Below are 18,354 nucleotides of genomic sequence, written 5' to 3'. Positions count from 1 at the left end.
GAAGATGGACGAAGTTTAGAGCAACCGCATAACGGTCCGCGCGGGCGCGCATGGCTCCCCCGTGCTTCGCTGGCGGCGACCCGGGCCGCCGCCAGCGTATCAATGGATCGCCATTCCGGCGGCATCCTAGAGGCCGTTGACCTCGGCCACCGAACGGTGATGCATCTCCGGCCAGTTTGCCTCGGCCTTGGCGAGCGTGCCGGCCTTGTCGTCCTTGTACTTGTCGAACGCCACGGCGTTCAGGAACACGTAGAGCTTGCCGTCGACGATGTCGGCGTAACGGTTGCTGGCGTCGAGCTTCTTGCCGATGGCGACGCCGAAGGCGCAGAACCCGCCGTATTGCGGCATGTACTTGCCCGGGTCGGCGGCGAAGGTCTTCATCGTCTCCTCGGAGGAGAAATAGTAGGCGACGCCGTCGTGCTCGACGGTGTGCTCGGCCAGGCCCGGCGTCACTTTCAGGCCGGTGGCCAGCGCGATGAGGTCGTCGCCGCGAGAGGCGACGCCGGCGCCGCTGAGCGTGGTGCCGGTCGACACGTTGTACTCGTCGGCCGCGAAGGCGGGAGCGGTGGACAGGACGGCCGCGAGGGTGGCGGCGGCGAAGAGGGGCTTGGCGTATTTCATGGCTGGTCTCCTTGTGATGGCTGAGCCCGCGGGCTCTCTGCGGTGGTTTGGATCCGCCGGCCGGTCGGCAAGCGGGGTGCGTCACCGGCTCTCGCCGGGTTCGGTGGGCCGCGCCGGCGTGCGGCGCGGCGGTGTCTTCGAAGCCTGAGTGGTGGGGCGCGTCCGGCGTGCTACGTCGCGAGCGCCTGGACGAGTTCGACGGTCTCGTCGGTGTCCCAGACGGCGTTGGCGATCATCCGGAAGTTGATGAGGGCGGCCAGATAGCCGTCGCCTTCGGGAACCTTGGCGCCCGCCGTGGCGTCGCGGACGACGGCCACCTCGAAGCCCTGCTCGATGAACTCGCGCATATGGCTTTCGACACAGAGGTTGGCGGACATGCCGGCGAGGACGATCTGGTCAACCCTGAGCTTGCGCAGCTGCAGCGCGGCGTCGTTCTGCTCGGGGCCGTAGAGCTTGTGCGGCGAGGCGATGATCGTCCGGCCGTCGAAGATGTACTCCTCGTACTCTTCCATGAAGTCGGCGCCCGATCCCGCGAAGCCCGTCATGTCGAGCGGACCGGGACGGTCGAACATGCCGATCCCGTGCATCACCTTCTCCAGCGCCCCTTCGAACATCCAGCGATGGTCGTGCGGATAGTAGTAGTGGGGGGAGACGACGACCGGCATGCCGGCGGCCTTCGCGGCGCGGAACAGCCGACGGATGTTGTCGACGACGTTGTGCTCGGTGACGCTCTCGCCGACGACGCCCCAGGTCACGCCGTCGGGGCTGAGGAAATCGATCTGCGGATCGACGACGAGGAGGGCCGCCCGGCCCTTCTCGAGCGTCATCGTCGACGGCGGCAGCACCGGTTCCGCCGGCGCGGCATAGGCCGGATTGTCGGAGGCTTCCGCGGCGCCCGTCGCCAGTCCGGCAGCGACGGCGGCGGCGCCGGCCGCGCCGGCGACGAGGAAACCGCGGCGTGCGATCGCCTTGCCGTCATCGGCGGCGTGGGCGGCGTGATGGTGGTGGTTGCGGGACATCGTCGGTCTTGCTCCTGTCGAGCGCGCGGCCCCGTTGGGGATTGGGGATTGGGTGTCGGGTGGCGGGTGTCGGGTGGCGTCACAGGCCGAGGTCGGAGAGACCCGGATGGCCGTCGGGCCGGGGGCCGAGCGGCCAGCGGAACAGCCGCTCGTCCTCGGAGATCGGCAGGTCGTTGATCGAGGCCCGGCGCACGGCCATCAGCCCGCTTGGCGCGAACTCCCAGTTCTCGTTGCCGTAGGCGCGGAACCAGCCGCCGTCGGGATCGCGCGCCTCGTAGGCGAAGCGCACCGCGATGCGGGTGTCGCCGAAGGTCCACAGCTCCTTGATCAGCCGGTAGTCGCGTTCGGCCCGCCACTTGCGGGTCAGGAACGCCTCGACGTCGACGCGGCCGCGCAGAAATTCCGAGCGGTTCCGCCAGTCGGTGTCCGGCGTGTAGGCGAGTGCGACCCTGGCCGGGTCGCGGCTGTTCCAGGCATCCTCGGCGGCGCGGACCTTGGCCGTCGCCGTTTCGGCGGTGAAGGGCGGAAGGGGTGGGCGGTTCATGGCGACTCTCTTAAAGTGAACTGATCGGTGCTGTTTGACGGCGGTGTTAATGAACCGATCTGTTCACTTTGGCAAGCGGAAATTTTGGAATAGGCGCATGTTCTTACACAAGAAACCGATAAACTATTGATTTTAAGGCGAAATATTTTTGTCGATTTTCGCATTTGAGGTCTATATTTATAGACTGGTCAGTTCAGAAAGGAGCCGGGATGCGCCCCAGCAAACGCGACGAGCTGGTTCGGGAGTCGCTCAAGATCTTCTATCGGGACGGATTCCACGCCACAGGCATGGATCTTCTGTCGGCGGAGACCGGCATCTCGAAGACCACGATGTTCAAGCACTTCCGCAGCAAGGAGGAGCTGATCCTCGCGACCCTGCGGCTGCGCGACGAGAACTTCCGCAACTGGCTGTTCCGCCGCATGGAGGAAGCCGGCCCGCCGCGGGCGCAGCTGCTGGCGATGTTCGATGCGCTGAAGGAATGGTTCGACCAGCCCGAATTCCGCTCGTGCATGTTCATCAAGGCGGCGTCGGAGTATCCCGATCCCGGACATCCGATCCACGCTCAGGCGGCCGAGCACAAACGGCTTCTGTTCCGGCAGGTGGAGAAGCTCGCCGCCGACGCCGGCGCGCCGGATCCCGCCGCTCTGGCGCGGGCTCTGCTCCTGTTGAAGGAAGGTGCGATCGTCACCGCGCACATCGGCCACGAGGCCGATCCGGCGGGCGATGCGAAGTCGGCCGCCGAAATCCTGCTGTCCGCTGTCCCGGCCTGACTGTCGCGGGCGGAAAGCGCGGCGGCGACCGCACCGGATAGCGCGCGGCCAGCATCGCGGCGGGAGGCAGCAATGTGGGGAGCGCCGGCCACGGGTCGTGGTTGCCGCCGCGGCCGGTGGTATTGGGCCCCCTAGGCACGTCATTGCCGGGCTTGCCCCGGCAATCTCCGTCGTGTGGCACGAGATGCCCGGGTCGAACCCGGGCATGACGGCGAAGGGGGGCGGCGGACAGCGGACTTGCGGCGGTGCGGCTTGTACGTAAACGCGAGCGCCCAAGCGTGCGATGTGCTTGCGCATTTCCAGATCCTTGTCGATGCGCTGCGCTGACCTGGTTCAAATCGGAAAAGCCTTGATCCGGTCCTGCTGATGGCTAGGCTCGGATCTAAGAAAGGGGCCCCTCTCTCGGAAAGGCATAACAAGTGAGATCTCGCAGATGCTTTGTACTTGTGGATTGGTGGGGACAAGTTCGGCCATATTTCCTGCAAAACAGGCATGCATCCAAGGGGCACAATAGCGAAGTTGCATTGCGCAACGTTGAGTATTTCGTTGAGCGCCGACTGATAAGTGAGAACCGGCAGCCTACGCGTTGGGAGGTGACTTTTAGACTTTACGCAGGGTGGATGAGAGGTGGGACTTCGACGGAAGTTCTCATTGACTACGAGGCCCTACTACGTGGTTACGCAAGGAGGCGTCGGAACGGTTACGAACTGAAAAGCGCAATATTCTTGCCTGCGTCTATCGGAATGCACCGTGGCGATCGGCTTCTAGCTGATAGCTCAGGGAGGAGATTGGAGAAGAAGTTGGGTGTGCATTTTCCCTTCACCTCTCGAAGCGAGTGCACATGTCAGCTCTGTCAACACCTAAACCGTCGTGCTCCCGATGGCTTCCTATGTGATCGAGTCATGGAGAAGCAGGTCGACTCATCTATCGTTGCAGATGCAATAACGCTTTCATTAGATCCTGAAAAGGCAAAGGTGATAATTATTAGTAACGACGACGATGTTATTCCAGGGCTCATAGCTGGAGAGGCATTTGGGGGAGATGTATGCTTGGTCAACACAGTGCAAAAAAATCATACACATGCCCAGCAGCTGATAGATATAATCTCCGGACCAAAGGATATTGTGGCGTGAGCAACCAATTACAAGAACTTGAGGATCTAAAGGTGTTTCATGATCCTTTTTCGGAAGCGAACTTCATCCCAAAGGAGGATGGAGGGTGGGTTGCAGAGTTTGAGCGTCGAGGTAAAAAAATATCACTTCGTCGTGATGCGCAGGGGAAAATATTTTTGGCTTCAACGGGGGAGTTGGTTGCCGGAAATTTCATGAGCCTGCTGGCGGGGAAGTATTTTTCAAATATAAAATATCTAGCAAAAGCTTTATTGCATGAATATTGTGCGGCAACCGAAAATATTATGAAAGTCCCATTTTCAATTGACGATGGCATGAATGAGAAGTCTACCTTTCAGCAAATCGACAGCTTTCTCTCTAACTTGGCTGTAGGAGGAGTCGTTGGTTTGGAAGGCCCAGCTGGGGCGGGTAAGACACATTTCATTGAGAGGCTGGCAGCAAGCAGGGCGCAAAGTATAGTCAGCGGATCAGGCACCGCTCCTCTGGTTATCCCGGTGGCAAGCGCAGGCAAGATATTATCGGCAATTGATGACCGAATTGATGGGAGCCTTTCCGCGCTAAGGTCAAGCTTCAATAGGGCCGAGATTTCTCCCCTCATGCGAAATGGAATAATTTCTCTGGCCATAGATGGTTTCGATGAATTGTCGGATAGCAGGGGATACGATAATTCGTGGTCGGCGCTCCGCGAGCTGCTACGTGATATTGGAGGTAAGGGATTAATCATCCTCTCCGGCCGTGATTCTTTCATCAGCAAAGATGTCTTAAAAGAACTTATTGGGACGTCCGTTAGCCTCATCGGTTCGCCTCTTCACTCAATAAATGTCGGATTTCCAAATTCGTCCGACGCCGTATCTTGGCTCGGCGAACAGAACTCGGAATGGCTGTCGCATTCGGAAGAAGTGCGGGAGCGGTTCAGCAGTTATAGCTGGCTGAGACGCCCCTTTTTTGTTTCTCAGATCGCGCGGATGGAGCCAGATGCGTTTCTCAATAGCGAGGATGAACCTATCATCTCCCTTTGTAGCTCTATGGTATTGCGGGAAGTTGAAAAGCTTGGCATGCCGTCTGAACTTCCAGCGGAAAACGGGGTGGCAATTGTTTACTCGATACTGACCGAAGCCGCGCGAACAATGTTGGACTATGAACTCGACTTCGTCGATTCTTCCTTGTTGGAAATTGCCGTCGAGTTGGCGTGTGCAGAGCATGCGCCAGGAGATGAAGCTTTCGCTAGGGCGCTTTCAGCCAGAGCCAAAACATTAACGCTTCTTGAGCCCGCTCCGGGGACGGGTGATCGCGATAATAGAAGGTTTCCTCATGAAAAAATTAAAGCATTCTTCTATAGCAAGTATTTACTGAATGAAATTCCGAGCGAAGCGCCGGCTCCCTTGGGTTTGCGAAGAGCACAGCTTTCAATTTCTGATTTGTCGGTTTTTGGAGCATTGTTGCGCGCGAGCGATACCGAAGTGTCACGGGACTTGCTAACCTCCCTCCTAATGCGAACAAAGGAAGAGAGTTCCGGAACTACTCTCAGTGGAAATCTGGTAGCGCTCTCGATCGCATGTTTGCCTGAGTTTAATAGTGATGATTATGTTGAAATTTCGAACTGCCAGGTTCTGGATGCTGTATTCCCAGACAATCCTGCGGCGCGAATGAAAGGAGTATATCTGAATCGCATTGATGCAAGGGGCTGCAACCTTACACATGTCGTTTTCGAAACCTGTGAAGTTGGAGAGGCCATCGTTAGCGTCGACACTCGTTTCAGCGATACATTACCGAAGATCCATGCCCTTTTAGTTGAGAATACCAACGGAGTTGAGAATCGGTTTCATGACGAGGCTGACATTCAACGTGAGATCGCAGCTCTTCAGGTAGTCAAAAATCTGGAGAGCAAGCCCCGTCTATCGAACACGCTCGAAATTCTTGTAAGGCTAATGCTTCGTGGGCATTGGGTTAGGCTCAGTCGAGATGACAAAAGAGGAAGGCGGATTCTTGATCGGGAAGACTGGCCCAAAGTGCGCGCGGTTCTTGAAGGCAAGGACTTGTTGGAAATCAAGAATCTTGGCGCCGGGGGGAAACCATCTGAATTTGTCCACCTAAAGAGAGCTGATGAATTTCTTTCTCCCGGAGTTCAAGCTGATCAAGTTCGCGCCGCGATTAGGGAAACCGGAGGATCGCTTTAACTTGGTAGTAGGTTTTTTGGGCGGAGTGCTCTTTCGATACAGGAAAGCCGCACCGCGGCAGCGGGCCGATCGTGTCTGGCAGCAAAGGGCCGAAAGCTGACGGCACGTGTGTGCTTTTCACCAGCACAATTCGCTCTTATCGGCTACCCACAGCTTTACCCCTCACCCCTTCACCCAAACGTCCGCGCCAGCCGCACCGGATACCGCGCAGCCAGCGTGGCACCCCGCGTGATCAGGAACGTCGCCAGCGCCAGCCACAGGCCGTGATTGCCGAGCCAGGGCGTGGCGAGCTGCCAGACGACGACGTAGACGACCAGCGACACCAGCATCATGTTGCGCATGTCGTCCGACCACGTGGCGCCGATGAACACGCCGTCGAACTGGAAGGCGGCGACGCCGAACAGCGGCGTCAGCGCAGCCCAGACCAGGAAGACGCGCGCGGCGTCGCGCACCTCGGGGCTCGTCGTCATCAGGTCGACGAACGCCGGACCGGCCAGCAGCAGGACCAGGCTCAGCGCCCCGGCGAGCGCGAAGCCCCAGACGAGCGTCAGGTTGACCGCGCGGGCAAACGCCGGCCGGTAGCGCGCGCCGATGGCGCGCCCCGCCAGCGTCTCCGCGGCGGTGGCGAAGCCGTCGAGGAAGTAGCCGCCGAGCAGGAAGAAGTTCATCAGGATCGCATTCGCCGCCAGCACCACGTCGCCCTCGCGCGCTCCGGCGGAGGTGAACAGCGCGAAGGCGAACAGCAGCGAGAACGAGCGGATCATGATGTCGCGGTTGACCGCGAAGGTGCGGATCAGCCCGGTCTTCTCCATCACCGCCGACCACGGGATGAAGGCGCCGGCGCCGAGTGCCCGCGCCGCGACGAGCCCGCCCGCGACCGCGGTGACGGTCTCGCCGATCACCGTGCCCCAGGCCACGCCGGCCACGCCCCAGTCGAACCAGAGCACGAAGAGCGCGTTGAGCGCCATGTTCAGGCCGTTGAGAAGGAGCTGGAGCGCCAGTCCGGTGCGCGCCCGCCCCAGGCCCAGGAACCAGCCGAGTATGGCGTAGTTGAACAGCGCGAACGGCGCGCCGATCACGCGGATCGCGAAATACTCGCGCACCGCGGCCTCCACCGGCCCGCTCGCCCCCATCAGCAGCAGCGACGCGCCCAGGACGGGCGCCTGCAGCACGATCACCAGGACGCCGGCGATCAGGCCGACGAGGGCGGCGCGATAGAGCGCGGCGGTCTGGCCGGTCCTGTCGTCGGCGCCCAGCGCCTGGGCGGTGAGGCCCGTCGTGCCCGAGCGCAGGAAGTTGAAGGTGGTGAACAGGATGTCGAAGATGATGGCGCCGACGGCGATGCCGCCGAGCAGGTCGGCGCGGCCGAGCTGGCCGATCACCGCCGTATCGACGATGCCGAGCATCGGCGTCGACAGATAGGCGATCGTCATCGGCACGGCGATGGCGAGCACCCCGCGATGGGTGACCTCGAAGGGGCGGACGGTCGACATTCGGTTCTGCGCGAAAGCAAACGGGACGGGCGGCACGACGACGCGGGCCTCGAGGCCACCCCGTCACGCCGCGAACGTCCAAGGGTTATAGGCGAATGCGCGACGCTGGCAACTGACGCGTCCTGACGGCGGGATTCGTGCCATGGGTGTGGTCACCATCGGCATATCCACGACTGACGTATTCACGGCCGGCGTATCCACGACCGATGTATTCACAATGGCGCGCGGATGGCCGATCCTGCGTCCATGCCGCTCGCCGTCGTCCATCATCCCGCCTTCGCCGCCGCCCTGCCGGTCGGCCATCGCTTCCCGATGGGCAAGTACGCCAGGCTGTCCGACATCCTGGTCGCCGACGGCGTCGTCGCGCCCGACGGGTTCGTCGTTCCCTCCGAGGCGCCGGAAAGCTGGCTGCGGCTCGCCCACGCCCCGGCCTATGTCGATCAGGTTCTGGGCGCCCGCGTGCCGGCGCGGATCGCGCGCGAGATCGGCTTTCCGGTGGAGGCGACGATCGCCCGCCGCGCCCGGCTGTCGGCCGGCGCCACGGTGCTGGCGTCGCGGCTGGCGCTGGAACAGGGCATCGCCTGCACGACGGCCGGCGGCAGCCATCACGCGCGCCGCGCCGCCGGGGCGGGGTTCTGCGTCTTCAACGACGTGGCGGTGGCGGCCTGCGTCCTCGCCGCCGACGGGGTCGGGCGGATGCTGGTCGTCGATCTCGACGTCCATCAGGGCGACGGCACGGCGGAGATCCTGGCTGGGACGCCGCAGGCCTTTACGGTCTCGATGCACGCGGCGCGCAACTATCCCGTCCGCAAGGTGGCGGGCGATCTCGATATCGGCCTGGACGATGCCACCGGCGACGACGCCTATCTGCGCACGCTGCGCGAGATGCTGCCGCCGCTGCTCGACCGGGTGTCGCCGGAGCTGGTGTTCTACAACGCCGGGGTCGATCCCCACCGCGACGACCGGCTCGGCCGGCTGGCGCTGTCGGACGACGGCCTGCGGCAACGCGACGCCTGCGTCATCGGCGCCTGCCGCGACCGCGGCATCCCGATCGCCTGCGTCATCGGCGGCGGCTATTCGGACGATGTCGACGTGCTGGCCGGCCGCCACGCGATCCTGCATCGCACGGCGGCCCGCTTTGTCTGATCCGGCCTAAGGGGCGCTATTCGCCGTTCTTGCCGACCTTGGTCAGCCGCATCACCAGCCACACCGGGACGACCACAACGGCGCCGAGCAGGAAGTAGCGGAACAGATCGGCCAGCGCCTCGAAGCCGAGGTTCCAGATGCCGCGCAGGATGCGCTCGAAATTGCGCACGATGTCGAGCGGGCTGATGCCGAGCGCGGAAAAGATCAGGCCGACGATCAGCGAGATCACCGCCAGCCGGACGATCACCCAGCCGGGCGGCCCGCCGAAGAAGCGATTGAACGCGCCATTGGCCATCGCGGCGTCCTTCTCCGGGGCCACTAGAGGGTGCGGAACCGGGCCCGCGCGCCGCGTTCGATCGCCGCGCAGACCAGCGGATCGAGATCGAAGCGGTCCCTGAGGAGCTGCAGCAGGCGCAGTTCCTCCTGCTCCACGTCCAGGTCGGCGGCGGCCACGTCGACGGCCAGCGCGTAGGCGGTGTCGTAGAACTTCGGCGGCAGCGTCTCGGCGACGAGGTCGAGCACCTTGTCCAGGCTGTCGTCCTCGTTCAAGAGCGCGCCGCAATCCTCGGCGACGGCGACCAGCCGTTCCGTGTCGAACGCGCGGAAGGCCGGCAGGTTCTGCACGATCCCGCCGATGCGCAGCAGTTCGTTGTCCGTCATCGTGCGGTCGGCGGCCGACATGGTCACCATCACATAGATGAGCGCTTCCTGGGGGCTCACCGACTTGGTCATAGCGTGCTCGTCCTGTCCGGTTGGCGAAAATCCGCGAAATCCGCGCGCGTCGAAACGCCGGCGCGGCGGAGCGCACCGTAGTCGCGCCGCGCGGGGGGTGCAAGATGGGGGGGGCGGCGATGGCCCCGCCCCCGATCCTGTGAGACCAGGCCGCGCCTGCGATCAGGCCCAGCTCGTAATCAGGCTCAGCCTGCGATCAGGCCCCGCCTGTCTTTGCCGTCCAGTAGCGGTGCAGGCCGTCGACGTCGCCGCTGGTCAGCAGCGCCATCGCCTCGCCCAGCCAGTCGTCGGGCCAGTCCCACCAGGCCATGTCCACGAGGCGGGCGATCGCCGCGTCGTCGAAGCGCGTGCGGATCGGCTTTGCCGGGTTGCCGCCGACGATGGTGTAGGGCGCCACGTCGCGCGTCACCAGCGCCCGCGTTCCGATCACCGCGCCGTCGCCGATGGTGACGCCGGGCATGACGATGGCCTCGGAGCCGATCCACACGTCGTTGCCGATCACGGTGTCGCCGGCGGGCCGATAGCCGTTGGCCGCCCCGGCGAAGGCCGGCACCTCGGCCATCCAGTGGAACGGAAAGGTGCTGATCCAGTCGGCCCGGTGGCCCTGGTTGCCCGCCATGATGAAGGCCGCGCCCGAGCCGATCGAGCAGAAGCTGCCGATGATCAGCCGGTCCACCCCGTCGTCGGGCAGCAGGAAGCGGGCGCAGTCGTCGAAGCCGTGGCCGTGATAGTAGCCCGAATAGTAGCTGTAGCGGCCGACGACGATGTTCGGATTGGTGACCTGCCGGTCCAGGGGGATGCCCCGGAACGGGCTTTCGAAGATGGTGTCCATGAGATGCTCTCTGACCGTGTTGGCGCGCGCGGGCGCACCCCGCGCGCAGGCAAAAGCGGCGCGACGGCCGCACCGGCCTCGGCCGGACCGGCGTCAGCCGGCGCGGCGTCGCGCTTCGGGCCCCCGCGCGGCGCGCCATGCGCCATGCGCCGGGGCGACCGTCAGATCCTTCGTCGCGCGGCCTTCATGGAACGCTTCGCCCTGTGGAATGCTTCGCCCTGTGCTGTCGCGCGCCGTGATGCGCGATCGCACACCGCTGGTCAAGCGCCCGTGCGGGGTGGGGGCGGGGGGAGGAGGGACGGGATTGGGTGGCGTCGAACGGCATCGTCCCGCCGTTGCGCTCGAAATGGGCAATTGAGTGGCGTCAACTGTCAACCAAAAGCGGACATTGGGAGTCTTGCGGATAGCAGACATTGGATCGTACAGAATGGGCTCACATGAGTGTTTGAATTGAGCCTGCCACTGATTGGTGGCGACCAGTGTTGGTGTGCCTGTATATTCCCTGTATGGAATGTTTGGCTTTCTGTATGATTCTTAAAAAAGGTTTTTCATGGCCAAGTCTGACAAGAAAGTAGTCAACACCGCACGCTTAAAGGAGAGCGATCTTAGCCGCTTCGTTGGTCAGTGCCTTAGGGGGCTTCGCGAATTGGCCGGCTTAACGCAATCAGACTTGGCGGTGCGCTTGAATGTGGGCCAGGCAGCGATCTCAAAGATTGAAAGTCGCGGCGATGTCAAGATTTCTTCCTTGAAAAAATACGTAGAGGCGCTAGGGGCTAATATTCGTATAGAAGCGGTCTTTGGTCCGGGTTCCCGGCCAGCGTATAACCGTGCGCGTGCATTTGATTTTTATATTGCGAGCGATGAGAAGATAGTATTTCCAATACTTGGAGGTGATATATTCAAACCGAGGCGCGATGTGGTATTGAGTGTTCGGCCGATATACTCTGAAAAAATTCTCGAAGGAAAAAAAACCGTTGAATTGCGTCGGCGGTTCCCGATTTCGGCGGCGAGTGGAACGGTTGCCTACATATACTCGACATCACCGGTGCGTGCGATGGTTGGCAGTGCCCAGATTGATGATGTAATAAAGATGCCTGTCAAAGAAATATGGGATCGATTTGGGGGGATGGCTCAGATTGATAGGGTGGAGTTTGAGAGCTATTTCGAGGGGGTAAGAGACGGAGTTGCGCTTAAGATCTCAAATGCGCGCGCGTTCTCGCGCCCTAAAAATCTTGATGAGCTGAGGCAACGGTTTGGTTTTGAGCCGCCACAATCTTTCCTATACGTTTCTCAAATTCTTCGAGTGGCCTTAGAAAATGAGTGCGCAGACGTATCTGATTGATACGAATGTCATTATTGGCCTAGAAGATAATCGCCAAGTTCAACCTGCTTTCGCAGCGCTACTAAGCACTGCAGCAAAATATAAAGTGGACGTAATGGTCCACGAGGCGGCCCGAGATGACATACAGCGCGACAGGGACGTAGTTAGACGCAACATCTCGCTCAGCAAGCTACGCAAGTTTCAGTTCCTTCGAAAAGTGCGTGGGCTCGAGACGGCCGAGTTAGAAAGAAAATTCGGTCCGCTTGGTCGTCCCAACGACATTGTAGACGCCACATTGCTGGATGCTGTTGAGCGCGGCGTGGCTGACTTTTTAGTCACCGAAGATCGTAGGTTACATGAGCGCGCGCGCCGCGTGTCTCCAGAGCTTGGCCGCCGTGTACTCTACGTCGCCGATGCGGTCCAATTGCTGAGGACTACGTATGAGGCAGTTGCTGCTCCAGTTCGCTATGTCGAAGAAGTATATGCCAATGAGATACAGTTAACGGACGACATATTCAGCAGCCTGCGTGAAGACTACCCGTCATTTGACCAGTGGTGGCGCGAAAAATGTGTTCATGAACGGAGAGTATGTTGGGCGGTGTTTGATGAAGGGCTCGCTGGGTTGATCGTTAGGAAAGACGAGACTGCTTCCGACACTGATGCGACAATAAAGGCAAAAAAAATACTTAAGATTTGCACTTTCAAGGTTCGGCCTGAGAAGCGTGGTGTAAAGCTAGGTGAATTGCTTTTGAAGAAGGTTTTTTGGTTCGCCCAAATTAACAGGTATAATCTTGCCTACATAACTACATATAAAACGCAGTCAGCTTTGATAGATCTTCTGGAGTATTATGGATTTCAGAATACCGCGACAAAAAGAGATGGCGAGTTGATATATGAGAAGCCGTTCTCGCAAGGCCCGCTTTTGCCGGTGGCCGGTACTTCAAATTTCGAGCTTGGTCGACTGAACTATCCCCGCTTCGTGACGGGCTGTGGGGTTCGAGCTTTCGGCATTCCTATAAAAGAAGGGTATCACGACACGCTTTATCCCGATTTGCGGAATCCGAAACAGGCGGATCTATTCGAAACGCTCGGGGTAGGTCTGGGGCCAAAACGACCAGGCAACACAATTCGAAAGGTCTACCTTTGCCGCGCTAGTGCGAGCCTGGGGCCGCCCGGTTCTCTCCTGATGTTCTATAAAGGAAAATCAAGAAACCCGCCCTCACAGGCATTAACAGCGATTGGAATTTTTGAAGAGTCATCTGTCGCATCGTCGACGAAGGATCTTATGTTGTTGACGGGTGGGCGATCTGTATATAGCGAGGCCGAGCTGGAGATGTGGAAGGCGACGGAGGGGCGGCCTGTTAAAGTAATAAATTACCTTCTAGTAGCCTATATAGAGCCAGCGGTTTCACTCGAAGAGCTGCGAATTCTCGGAGTGATGCCTGGGCATCCTCCGCAGTCAATATTTAGGATTAGAAATAGACATCTAGAAGATCTTATAGGGAAGATTGATCTCGGGTTTTCTCCGTGGCAGCCAAAGTTATAGCGCTCACAGGTATTTCCGGCGTAGGTAAATCAACGCTGGTAAGGACGCTTGCCGCCTCGATTCCATTGGAGCATCTGCAAGCTAGTGCGTTGATTGCGGAAGGGCGCAATGTGACGGGTATCGCCATTACGCAAGATCAGTTGCGACTAATCGACATTGATGAGAACCAGCGGTTTCTAGTAGAGGGGTTTAAGCGAAAGACTAAGTCAAGCTCCGGTCTCGTCATCCTCGATGGTCATACTGTGATCGAGAAGGATAATGAACTCATCCTGGTTCGCCCTGCCGTGTTCCAGGCGATTTGCATTAGTGGCATGGTTTTTCTTGCGGACAATCCAAGTGCCATTGCTGAGCGGCGTCGATGCGATGAAAGCCGCAAACGGCCTCTGGAGAGTATTGAGGAAATACGGCGCATACAGGAAATCGCTCAGGAACACGCTATTGCGATCTGTCGATTTCTAAGTATTGAGTTATACGTTTATCGTCCAGATGAAATCGCTGCAATTACCGCTATAATCCAGCGCTTACGCTTGGCGGGGAATATAAGTATATGATGTGCATCATCAAAGGCATCCGCGTTGGGATGCACGTATATGCTGTATGGCGATCCATCCCCCCCCCAATTGACGCGCGGCCCGCGTCTCCATAGGGTCCGCGCCGGCCGGCCTAAGGGGCCGGGACACCCGTAGTTCAGGATTCAAGACGATGACCGATCCCGTCGAAGCCGCCGCGGGCGGTGCCGCAGGCGGCGCCGCCGCGACCGCGGCTCAACTGGCGGCGCTGGCGCGCGACAGCCGCGCCTGGCCGTTCGAGGAAGCCCGCAAGCTGATCGCGCGGCGCGACACGGTCGGCCAGGACAAGACGGTGATCTTCGAGACCGGCTACGGCCCCTCGGGCCTGCCGCATATCGGCACCTTCGGCGAGGTGTTGCGCACCACCATGGTGCGCCATGCCTTCCGGGTGCTGACCGAGGACACGGTGCCGACCCGGCTGATCTGCTTTTCCGACGACATGGACGGGCTGCGCAAGGTGCCCGACAACGTGCCGAACCAGGACCTGTTGCGCGCCAATCTCGACAAGCCGCTGACGCAGGTGCCCGATCCGTTCGGCAAGTTCCGTTCGTTCGGCGAGCACAACAACGCGATGCTGCGCTCGTTCCTCGATGCCTTCGGCTTCGACTACGAGTTCATGAGCGCGACCGACTGCTACACCTCGGGCCGCTTTGACCGGGCGCTGATGACGGTGCTGGAGCGCTACGACGAGGTGATGGCGGTGATGCTGCCGTCGCTGCGCGAGGAGCGCCAGGCGACCTATTCGCCGTTCCTGCCGGTGTGTCCGCGCACGGGCAAGGTGCTGCAGGTTCCGATCATCGAGCGCGACGTCGCCTCCGGCGCCATCGTCTACAAGGACCCGGAGACGGAGAAGCTCGTCCGGGTGAAGGTGACCGGCGGCGCCTGCAAGCTGCAGTGGAAGGCCGACTGGGCGATGCGCTGGTATGCGCTCGGCGTCGACTACGAGATGGCCGGCAAGGACCTGATCGACTCGGTGAAGCTGTCGAGCCGGATCTGCACGATCCTCGGCGGGCTGCCGCCGGACGGCTTCAACTACGAGCTGTTCCTCGACGAGAACGGCGAGAAGATCTCCAAGTCGAAGGGCAACGGCCTGACCATCGACGAGTGGCTGCGCTATGCCAGCCCGGAGAGCCTGGCGCTGTTCATGTATCAGGCGCCGCGCAAGGCCAAGCGGCTGTATTTCGACGTCATCCCGCGCAATGTCGACGACTACCTGACCTTCCTGGAGAAGTATCGGGCGCAGGCTTCAGGAGAGGGGAGCAAGCCGGAGGACCTGTTGGCCAACCCGGTCTGGCACATCCATTCCGGCGCCGTGCCCGATGCCGGCGTGCCGATTTCGTTCTCGATGCTCTTGAACCTGGTCTCGGCCTCGAATTCCGAGGATCGCGACGTGCTGTGGGGCTTCATCCGCCGCTATGCGCCGGACGCGAGCCCGCAGACGCATCCCCGGCTCGACCAGCTCGTCGGCTATGCGATCCACTATTTCCACGACTTCGTGCTGCCGGCCAAGCGCTACCGCGCGCCCAGCGAGGTGGAGCGCGCCGCGCTGGCCGAGCTGTCGGAGAAACTTGCGGCGCTGCCCGCGGGTACCGATGCCGAGACGATCCAGAACATCGTCTACGAGATCGGCAAGACCCATCCCTTCGACAACCTGCGCGACTGGTTCAAGGCACTGTATGAAGTGCTGATTGGCCAGAGCCAGGGCCCGAGATTCGGCTCATTCGTCGCGCTCTATGGCATCGACGAGACCCGTGCCCTGATCGGCCGCGCCCTCGACGGTTCCCTGCGAGAGGACTGAGAACGGATCGGACTGGACCGAGGGGGCGGAGAAGGCCGACAGCGACTCCGCGTCGTTGTCGCCCGGCGCCGTGTTGCGCCATTCGGCCAGATAGATGCCGCGCTTTTCGCCGCGGGCCGCCTCCGCGTCCTCGGCATAGGCGCTGTCCGGCGGCACCTCGGCCCAGCCCTGCGCCACCAGCCAGCCGTTGATGTCCTGCAGGCCGGCCGAACACGTCGCGACGATCCCCTCCGCCGCCACCGCCGCGACCGTGCAGTCGATCGCGCGGTGGCGGATCAGCCGGCGCAGCGCCGCCGCGGCGACCCGGCCGCAGGGCCAGGCCTGGCCCGCCGCGTCGGTGCATGTCCGGTCGGCGGCGATCGGGGCGATGCCAGCGAACCGGATCGTCGTGTTGCCGGACCTGAGCGTCGCCGCATCCTCGACTACGATCCGGTGAAAGCGGCGGGGCGAAGAGTCCTCCGGCGCCTCTTCGCGCGTCGTCGCGGCGCGGGGATCGCGATAGGGCGTGGTCGGCCGGCTCAGGACGTTCGGCGGCGTCACGTTGCGGGCGGTCCGGGGCGGCGGGGAAGCGGTAGTTTCGGTACGCGATTCACCGGTCTTATCAGGCGCGGCGTCGGCGGCAGCGGACGCTTCGTCTGGCGCCTCCGGCTGTTTGCCTGACACGGCCCGGTCACCGTCTGCGGAGCTGTCCTCCGCCCCCTCGGCGATACCCGTCGGCTGGGCATCCCCCTTCGGAGCATCCAGTTTCGGCGTGTCGGTTGTCGCGGCGGTCTGTGTCTGCGCGCCGGTATCGGCCAATGGCGTGAACAGGCCGAAGCCGTTCAGCACCACGCCGTAGAGGAGGGCGGTGAGCGCGATGGCGCCGATGGCAATCAAGGCGAGGGTACGGACCATGCGTTTCGTGTTTCGCCGCGTTGGGATCGGGTCCATGGTCGCCTACCGCGCGGGCGCAGGCAACCGCCGCCGGATCAGGCGGTCGCGGATTTGACGTGCGCCGGCCTCGCCGTCGCCGCCAGCACCACGGCGGTGACGATCAGGGCCGCCGAGACGACCTCGACGAGCCGGATCGGCTCGCCCAGCACCAGCCAGCCGGAGCCGAGCGCGACGACCAGTTCGAAGGCGGCGATGATGGAGGTGCGGGCAGGGCCGATGACCGGGGCGGCGAACACCAGCGCGACCTGCGGCACGATGCCGCCGATCGTGAGCAGACCGAGCGCGGCGGCGAAACCGACGGGGGTATCGGGAAACAGCCCTCCCGGCGCGCCGGCGACAAGTGGCAGGCCGCTGGAAATCGCGGTGCCCAGATAGATGCCGCCGAGCGTCGCCAGCCGGTCGGCGCCGGACAGGACGTGCGCCATCACGAGAATGCCCGTCGCGTAGGCCGCCGGCGCGGCGAAGGCGTGCAGGACCGCCATCGGCCGGGCGGCGATGGCGGTCGGGTCGAGGAACAGGGTGCAGGCGATCAGAACCATAAGCGCGCCGGCCAGCGAGCGCCGGTCGGGCCGCAGCCGGAACGCGAGAAAGCCCACGACCACCGCGAACAGCGGGAACGTGAAGAAGATCAGGGCGGCGACGGCGACCGGCATGTCGTGCAGGGCGCGGAAATAGCCGAGCACGCCGAACCCCAGGACCAGGCCCGTCGCCACGGCGATCGCGGCGGCGCGGAAATCGCCGTTGAACCGGACGATAAGCGGCACGAAGACCAGCGCCGGAACGCCGTAGCGGTAGAAGGTCGCCGCTTCCGGCGAAAGCCCGCCGGCATAGGCGCCGCGCAACAGGATCGGCAACAACCCGAAGCCGGTGGCGGCGACCAGCACGAGCACGATGCCGAGCGTCGGCGACAGGCCGCGTCCCGGATCGGCGCTTGCCGCGCGGCTTCCGGTCGTCTCTCCCGCGGTCACTGGCTCGCCCAGATGATGCGGGCGATCCAGTCGATGTCCTCCAGCGCCAGCGTGCGCTGCTCGTGCGCGGGATTGACGGAGTGCAATTCGATGGTGCGTGTGGTGCGTCGCGCCAGCACCTTGGCCATGACCTCGCCGCCGCGAGTGCGCACGATGACGCGGTCGCCGCGCCGCACCGACGCGCCGGGCGATACGATCACCACGTCGCCGTCGCGGTAGAGCGGCAGCATGCTGTCCCCGGTCACCTCCAGCGCATAGGCATGTTCGTCGGCCACGTCGGGAAACGCGACTTCGTCCCAGCCCGCCCCGACGGGAAAGCCGCCGTCGTCGAAGAAGCCGCCGGCGCCTGCCTGGGCGAAGCCGATCAGCGGCACGGCGTGCTGCCGATAGGGCGTGTCGTCCGCCGAGCTGTCGCCGACCATCGCCATGAAGTCCTCGATAGAGCAGCCGGTTGCGTCGAGGATCTTCGCGATCGATTCCGTGTTCGGCCAGCGCAACCGGCCGTCCGGCGCGCTGCGCTTGGATTTGTTGAAGGTCGTCGGGTCGAGACCCGCGCGGCGCGCGAGGCCGGACACCGACATCGAGTAGCGCGCGGCGAGCGCGTCGATCGCGGACCATATCTGGCGATGGGAGAGCATTGGTTCGGCTCCCTCCGCCCCGGCTGCGGACCGTCGGGCGGGTGTCGGGTTTGGAATTTATTCCGACAATATAGGAATTAACCCCTCAAGACCCAACTGTCCAGCGATGCCGTGGCG

General features: G+C 62.2%; 18 protein-coding genes. 8 read left to right on the top strand and 10 right to left on the bottom strand.

Annotated elements, in window-relative coordinates:
• Positions 1 to 126: 126 nt before the first annotated feature.
• From MUB46_RS02505 to MUB46_RS02495, 3 genes are all read right to left on the bottom strand, one after another.
• Positions 127 to 621 carry a YHS domain-containing (seleno)protein gene (locus tag MUB46_RS02505; RefSeq protein ID WP_261614281.1) on the bottom strand — a complete coding sequence of 165 codons (495 nt, stop codon included), beginning with the start codon at positions 619 to 621 and terminating at the stop codon, positions 127 to 129.
• Positions 622 to 791: 170 nt separating this feature from the next.
• The gene (locus tag MUB46_RS02500) at positions 792 to 1,640 is read right to left on the bottom strand and encodes a cysteine hydrolase family protein (protein ID WP_425256209.1); all 849 of its coding nucleotides are present in this window, start codon (positions 1,638 to 1,640) and stop codon (positions 792 to 794) included.
• A gap of 79 nt (positions 1,641 to 1,719) precedes the next feature.
• Complete coding sequence (locus MUB46_RS02495; RefSeq protein WP_261614280.1) at positions 1,720 to 2,184, bottom strand: nuclear transport factor 2 family protein; 465 nt, start codon at positions 2,182 to 2,184, stop codon at positions 1,720 to 1,722.
• Positions 2,185 to 2,393: 209 nt separating this feature from the next.
• Here MUB46_RS02495 and MUB46_RS02490 point away from each other — a divergent pair, with 209 nt between their 5' ends.
• The 3 genes from MUB46_RS02490 to MUB46_RS02480 all read left to right on the top strand — a co-directional run bounded on the left by MUB46_RS02490 (position 2,394) and on the right by MUB46_RS02480 (position 6,261).
• Positions 2,394 to 2,954, top strand: a complete 561-nt coding sequence (locus MUB46_RS02490) for a TetR/AcrR family transcriptional regulator (protein WP_261614279.1) — start codon at positions 2,394 to 2,396, stop codon at positions 2,952 to 2,954.
• Between the two features lie 902 nt (positions 2,955 to 3,856).
• Positions 3,857 to 4,087, top strand: a complete 231-nt coding sequence (locus MUB46_RS02485) for a PIN domain-containing protein (protein ID WP_261614278.1) — start codon at positions 3,857 to 3,859, stop codon at positions 4,085 to 4,087.
• On the top strand, positions 4,084 to 6,261 hold the full coding sequence (locus tag MUB46_RS02480; protein WP_261614277.1) for a hypothetical protein: 2,178 nt from the start codon (positions 4,084 to 4,086) through the stop codon (positions 6,259 to 6,261). Before MUB46_RS02485 ends, MUB46_RS02480 begins: the two co-directional genes overlap by 4 nt.
• A 170-nt stretch (positions 6,262 to 6,431) precedes the next feature.
• On the opposite strand, the gene MUB46_RS02475 is transcribed toward MUB46_RS02480, so the two are convergent.
• The gene (locus tag MUB46_RS02475; RefSeq protein WP_261614276.1) at positions 6,432 to 7,754 is read right to left on the bottom strand and encodes an MATE family efflux transporter; all 1,323 of its coding nucleotides are present in this window, start codon (positions 7,752 to 7,754) and stop codon (positions 6,432 to 6,434) included.
• 246 nt (positions 7,755 to 8,000) lie between these two features.
• Between MUB46_RS02475 and MUB46_RS02470 the strand changes: the two genes are divergently transcribed.
• Positions 8,001 to 8,900, top strand: coding sequence for a histone deacetylase family protein (locus MUB46_RS02470; RefSeq protein ID WP_261614434.1), 900 nt, complete (start codon positions 8,001 to 8,003; stop codon positions 8,898 to 8,900).
• A gap of 16 nt (positions 8,901 to 8,916) precedes the next feature.
• Here the strand turns inward: MUB46_RS02470 and MUB46_RS02465 are convergent, their stop codons facing one another.
• From MUB46_RS02465 to catB, 3 genes are all read right to left on the bottom strand, one after another.
• Positions 8,917 to 9,195, bottom strand: coding sequence for a DUF6460 domain-containing protein (locus MUB46_RS02465; protein ID WP_261614275.1), 279 nt, complete (start codon positions 9,193 to 9,195; stop codon positions 8,917 to 8,919).
• 23 nt (positions 9,196 to 9,218) lie between these two features.
• Complete coding sequence (locus MUB46_RS02460) at positions 9,219 to 9,632, bottom strand: tellurite resistance TerB family protein (protein ID WP_261614274.1); 414 nt, start codon at positions 9,630 to 9,632, stop codon at positions 9,219 to 9,221.
• A gap of 196 nt (positions 9,633 to 9,828) precedes the next feature.
• A complete protein-coding gene (gene catB / locus MUB46_RS02455; RefSeq protein WP_261614273.1) occupies positions 9,829 to 10,464 on the bottom strand; it encodes a type B chloramphenicol O-acetyltransferase in 636 nt (211 codons plus the stop codon).
• Positions 10,465 to 11,014: 550 nt separating this feature from the next.
• On the opposite strand from catB, the gene MUB46_RS02450 reads away from it, so the two are divergent.
• The 4 genes from MUB46_RS02450 (at position 11,015) to MUB46_RS02435 (ending at position 15,698) form a co-directional block, all read left to right on the top strand.
• Positions 11,015 to 11,806, top strand: a complete 792-nt coding sequence (locus MUB46_RS02450; RefSeq protein ID WP_261614272.1) for a helix-turn-helix domain-containing protein — start codon at positions 11,015 to 11,017, stop codon at positions 11,804 to 11,806.
• Complete coding sequence (locus tag MUB46_RS02445; protein WP_261614271.1) at positions 11,781 to 13,331, top strand: PIN domain-containing protein; 1,551 nt, start codon at positions 11,781 to 11,783, stop codon at positions 13,329 to 13,331. Before MUB46_RS02450 ends, MUB46_RS02445 begins: the two co-directional genes overlap by 26 nt.
• Positions 13,313 to 13,882 carry an ATP-binding protein gene (locus tag MUB46_RS02440; protein WP_261614270.1) on the top strand — a complete coding sequence of 190 codons (570 nt, stop codon included), beginning with the start codon at positions 13,313 to 13,315 and terminating at the stop codon, positions 13,880 to 13,882. Before MUB46_RS02445 ends, MUB46_RS02440 begins: the two co-directional genes overlap by 19 nt.
• Positions 13,883 to 14,033: 151 nt before the next feature.
• Positions 14,034 to 15,698 carry a lysine--tRNA ligase gene (locus MUB46_RS02435; protein ID WP_261614269.1) on the top strand — a complete coding sequence of 555 codons (1,665 nt, stop codon included), beginning with the start codon at positions 14,034 to 14,036 and terminating at the stop codon, positions 15,696 to 15,698.
• Here MUB46_RS02435 and MUB46_RS02430 read toward each other — a convergent pair.
• The 3 genes from MUB46_RS02430 to MUB46_RS02420 all read right to left on the bottom strand — a co-directional run bounded on the left by MUB46_RS02430 (position 15,618) and on the right by MUB46_RS02420 (position 18,237).
• The gene (locus MUB46_RS02430) at positions 15,618 to 16,592 is read right to left on the bottom strand and encodes a thermonuclease family protein (protein ID WP_261614268.1); all 975 of its coding nucleotides are present in this window, start codon (positions 16,590 to 16,592) and stop codon (positions 15,618 to 15,620) included. The genes MUB46_RS02435 and MUB46_RS02430 overlap by 81 nt on opposite strands.
• Before the next feature lie 74 nt (positions 16,593 to 16,666).
• On the bottom strand, positions 16,667 to 17,599 hold the full coding sequence (locus tag MUB46_RS02425; protein WP_261614267.1) for a DMT family transporter: 933 nt from the start codon (positions 17,597 to 17,599) through the stop codon (positions 16,667 to 16,669).
• Positions 17,596 to 18,237, bottom strand: coding sequence for a helix-turn-helix transcriptional regulator (locus tag MUB46_RS02420; RefSeq protein WP_261614266.1), 642 nt, complete (start codon positions 18,235 to 18,237; stop codon positions 17,596 to 17,598). The genes MUB46_RS02425 and MUB46_RS02420 overlap by 4 nt, the downstream gene beginning before the upstream one ends.
• Positions 18,238 to 18,354 lie beyond the last annotated feature (117 nt).

Origin of the sequence: Microbaculum marinisediminis (assembly GCF_025397915.1) — a bacterium.
Taxonomy (GTDB): domain Bacteria; phylum Pseudomonadota; class Alphaproteobacteria; order Rhizobiales; family Tepidamorphaceae; genus Microbaculum; species Microbaculum marinisediminis.
This window is presented reverse-complemented; position numbering and strand designations above follow the sequence as displayed.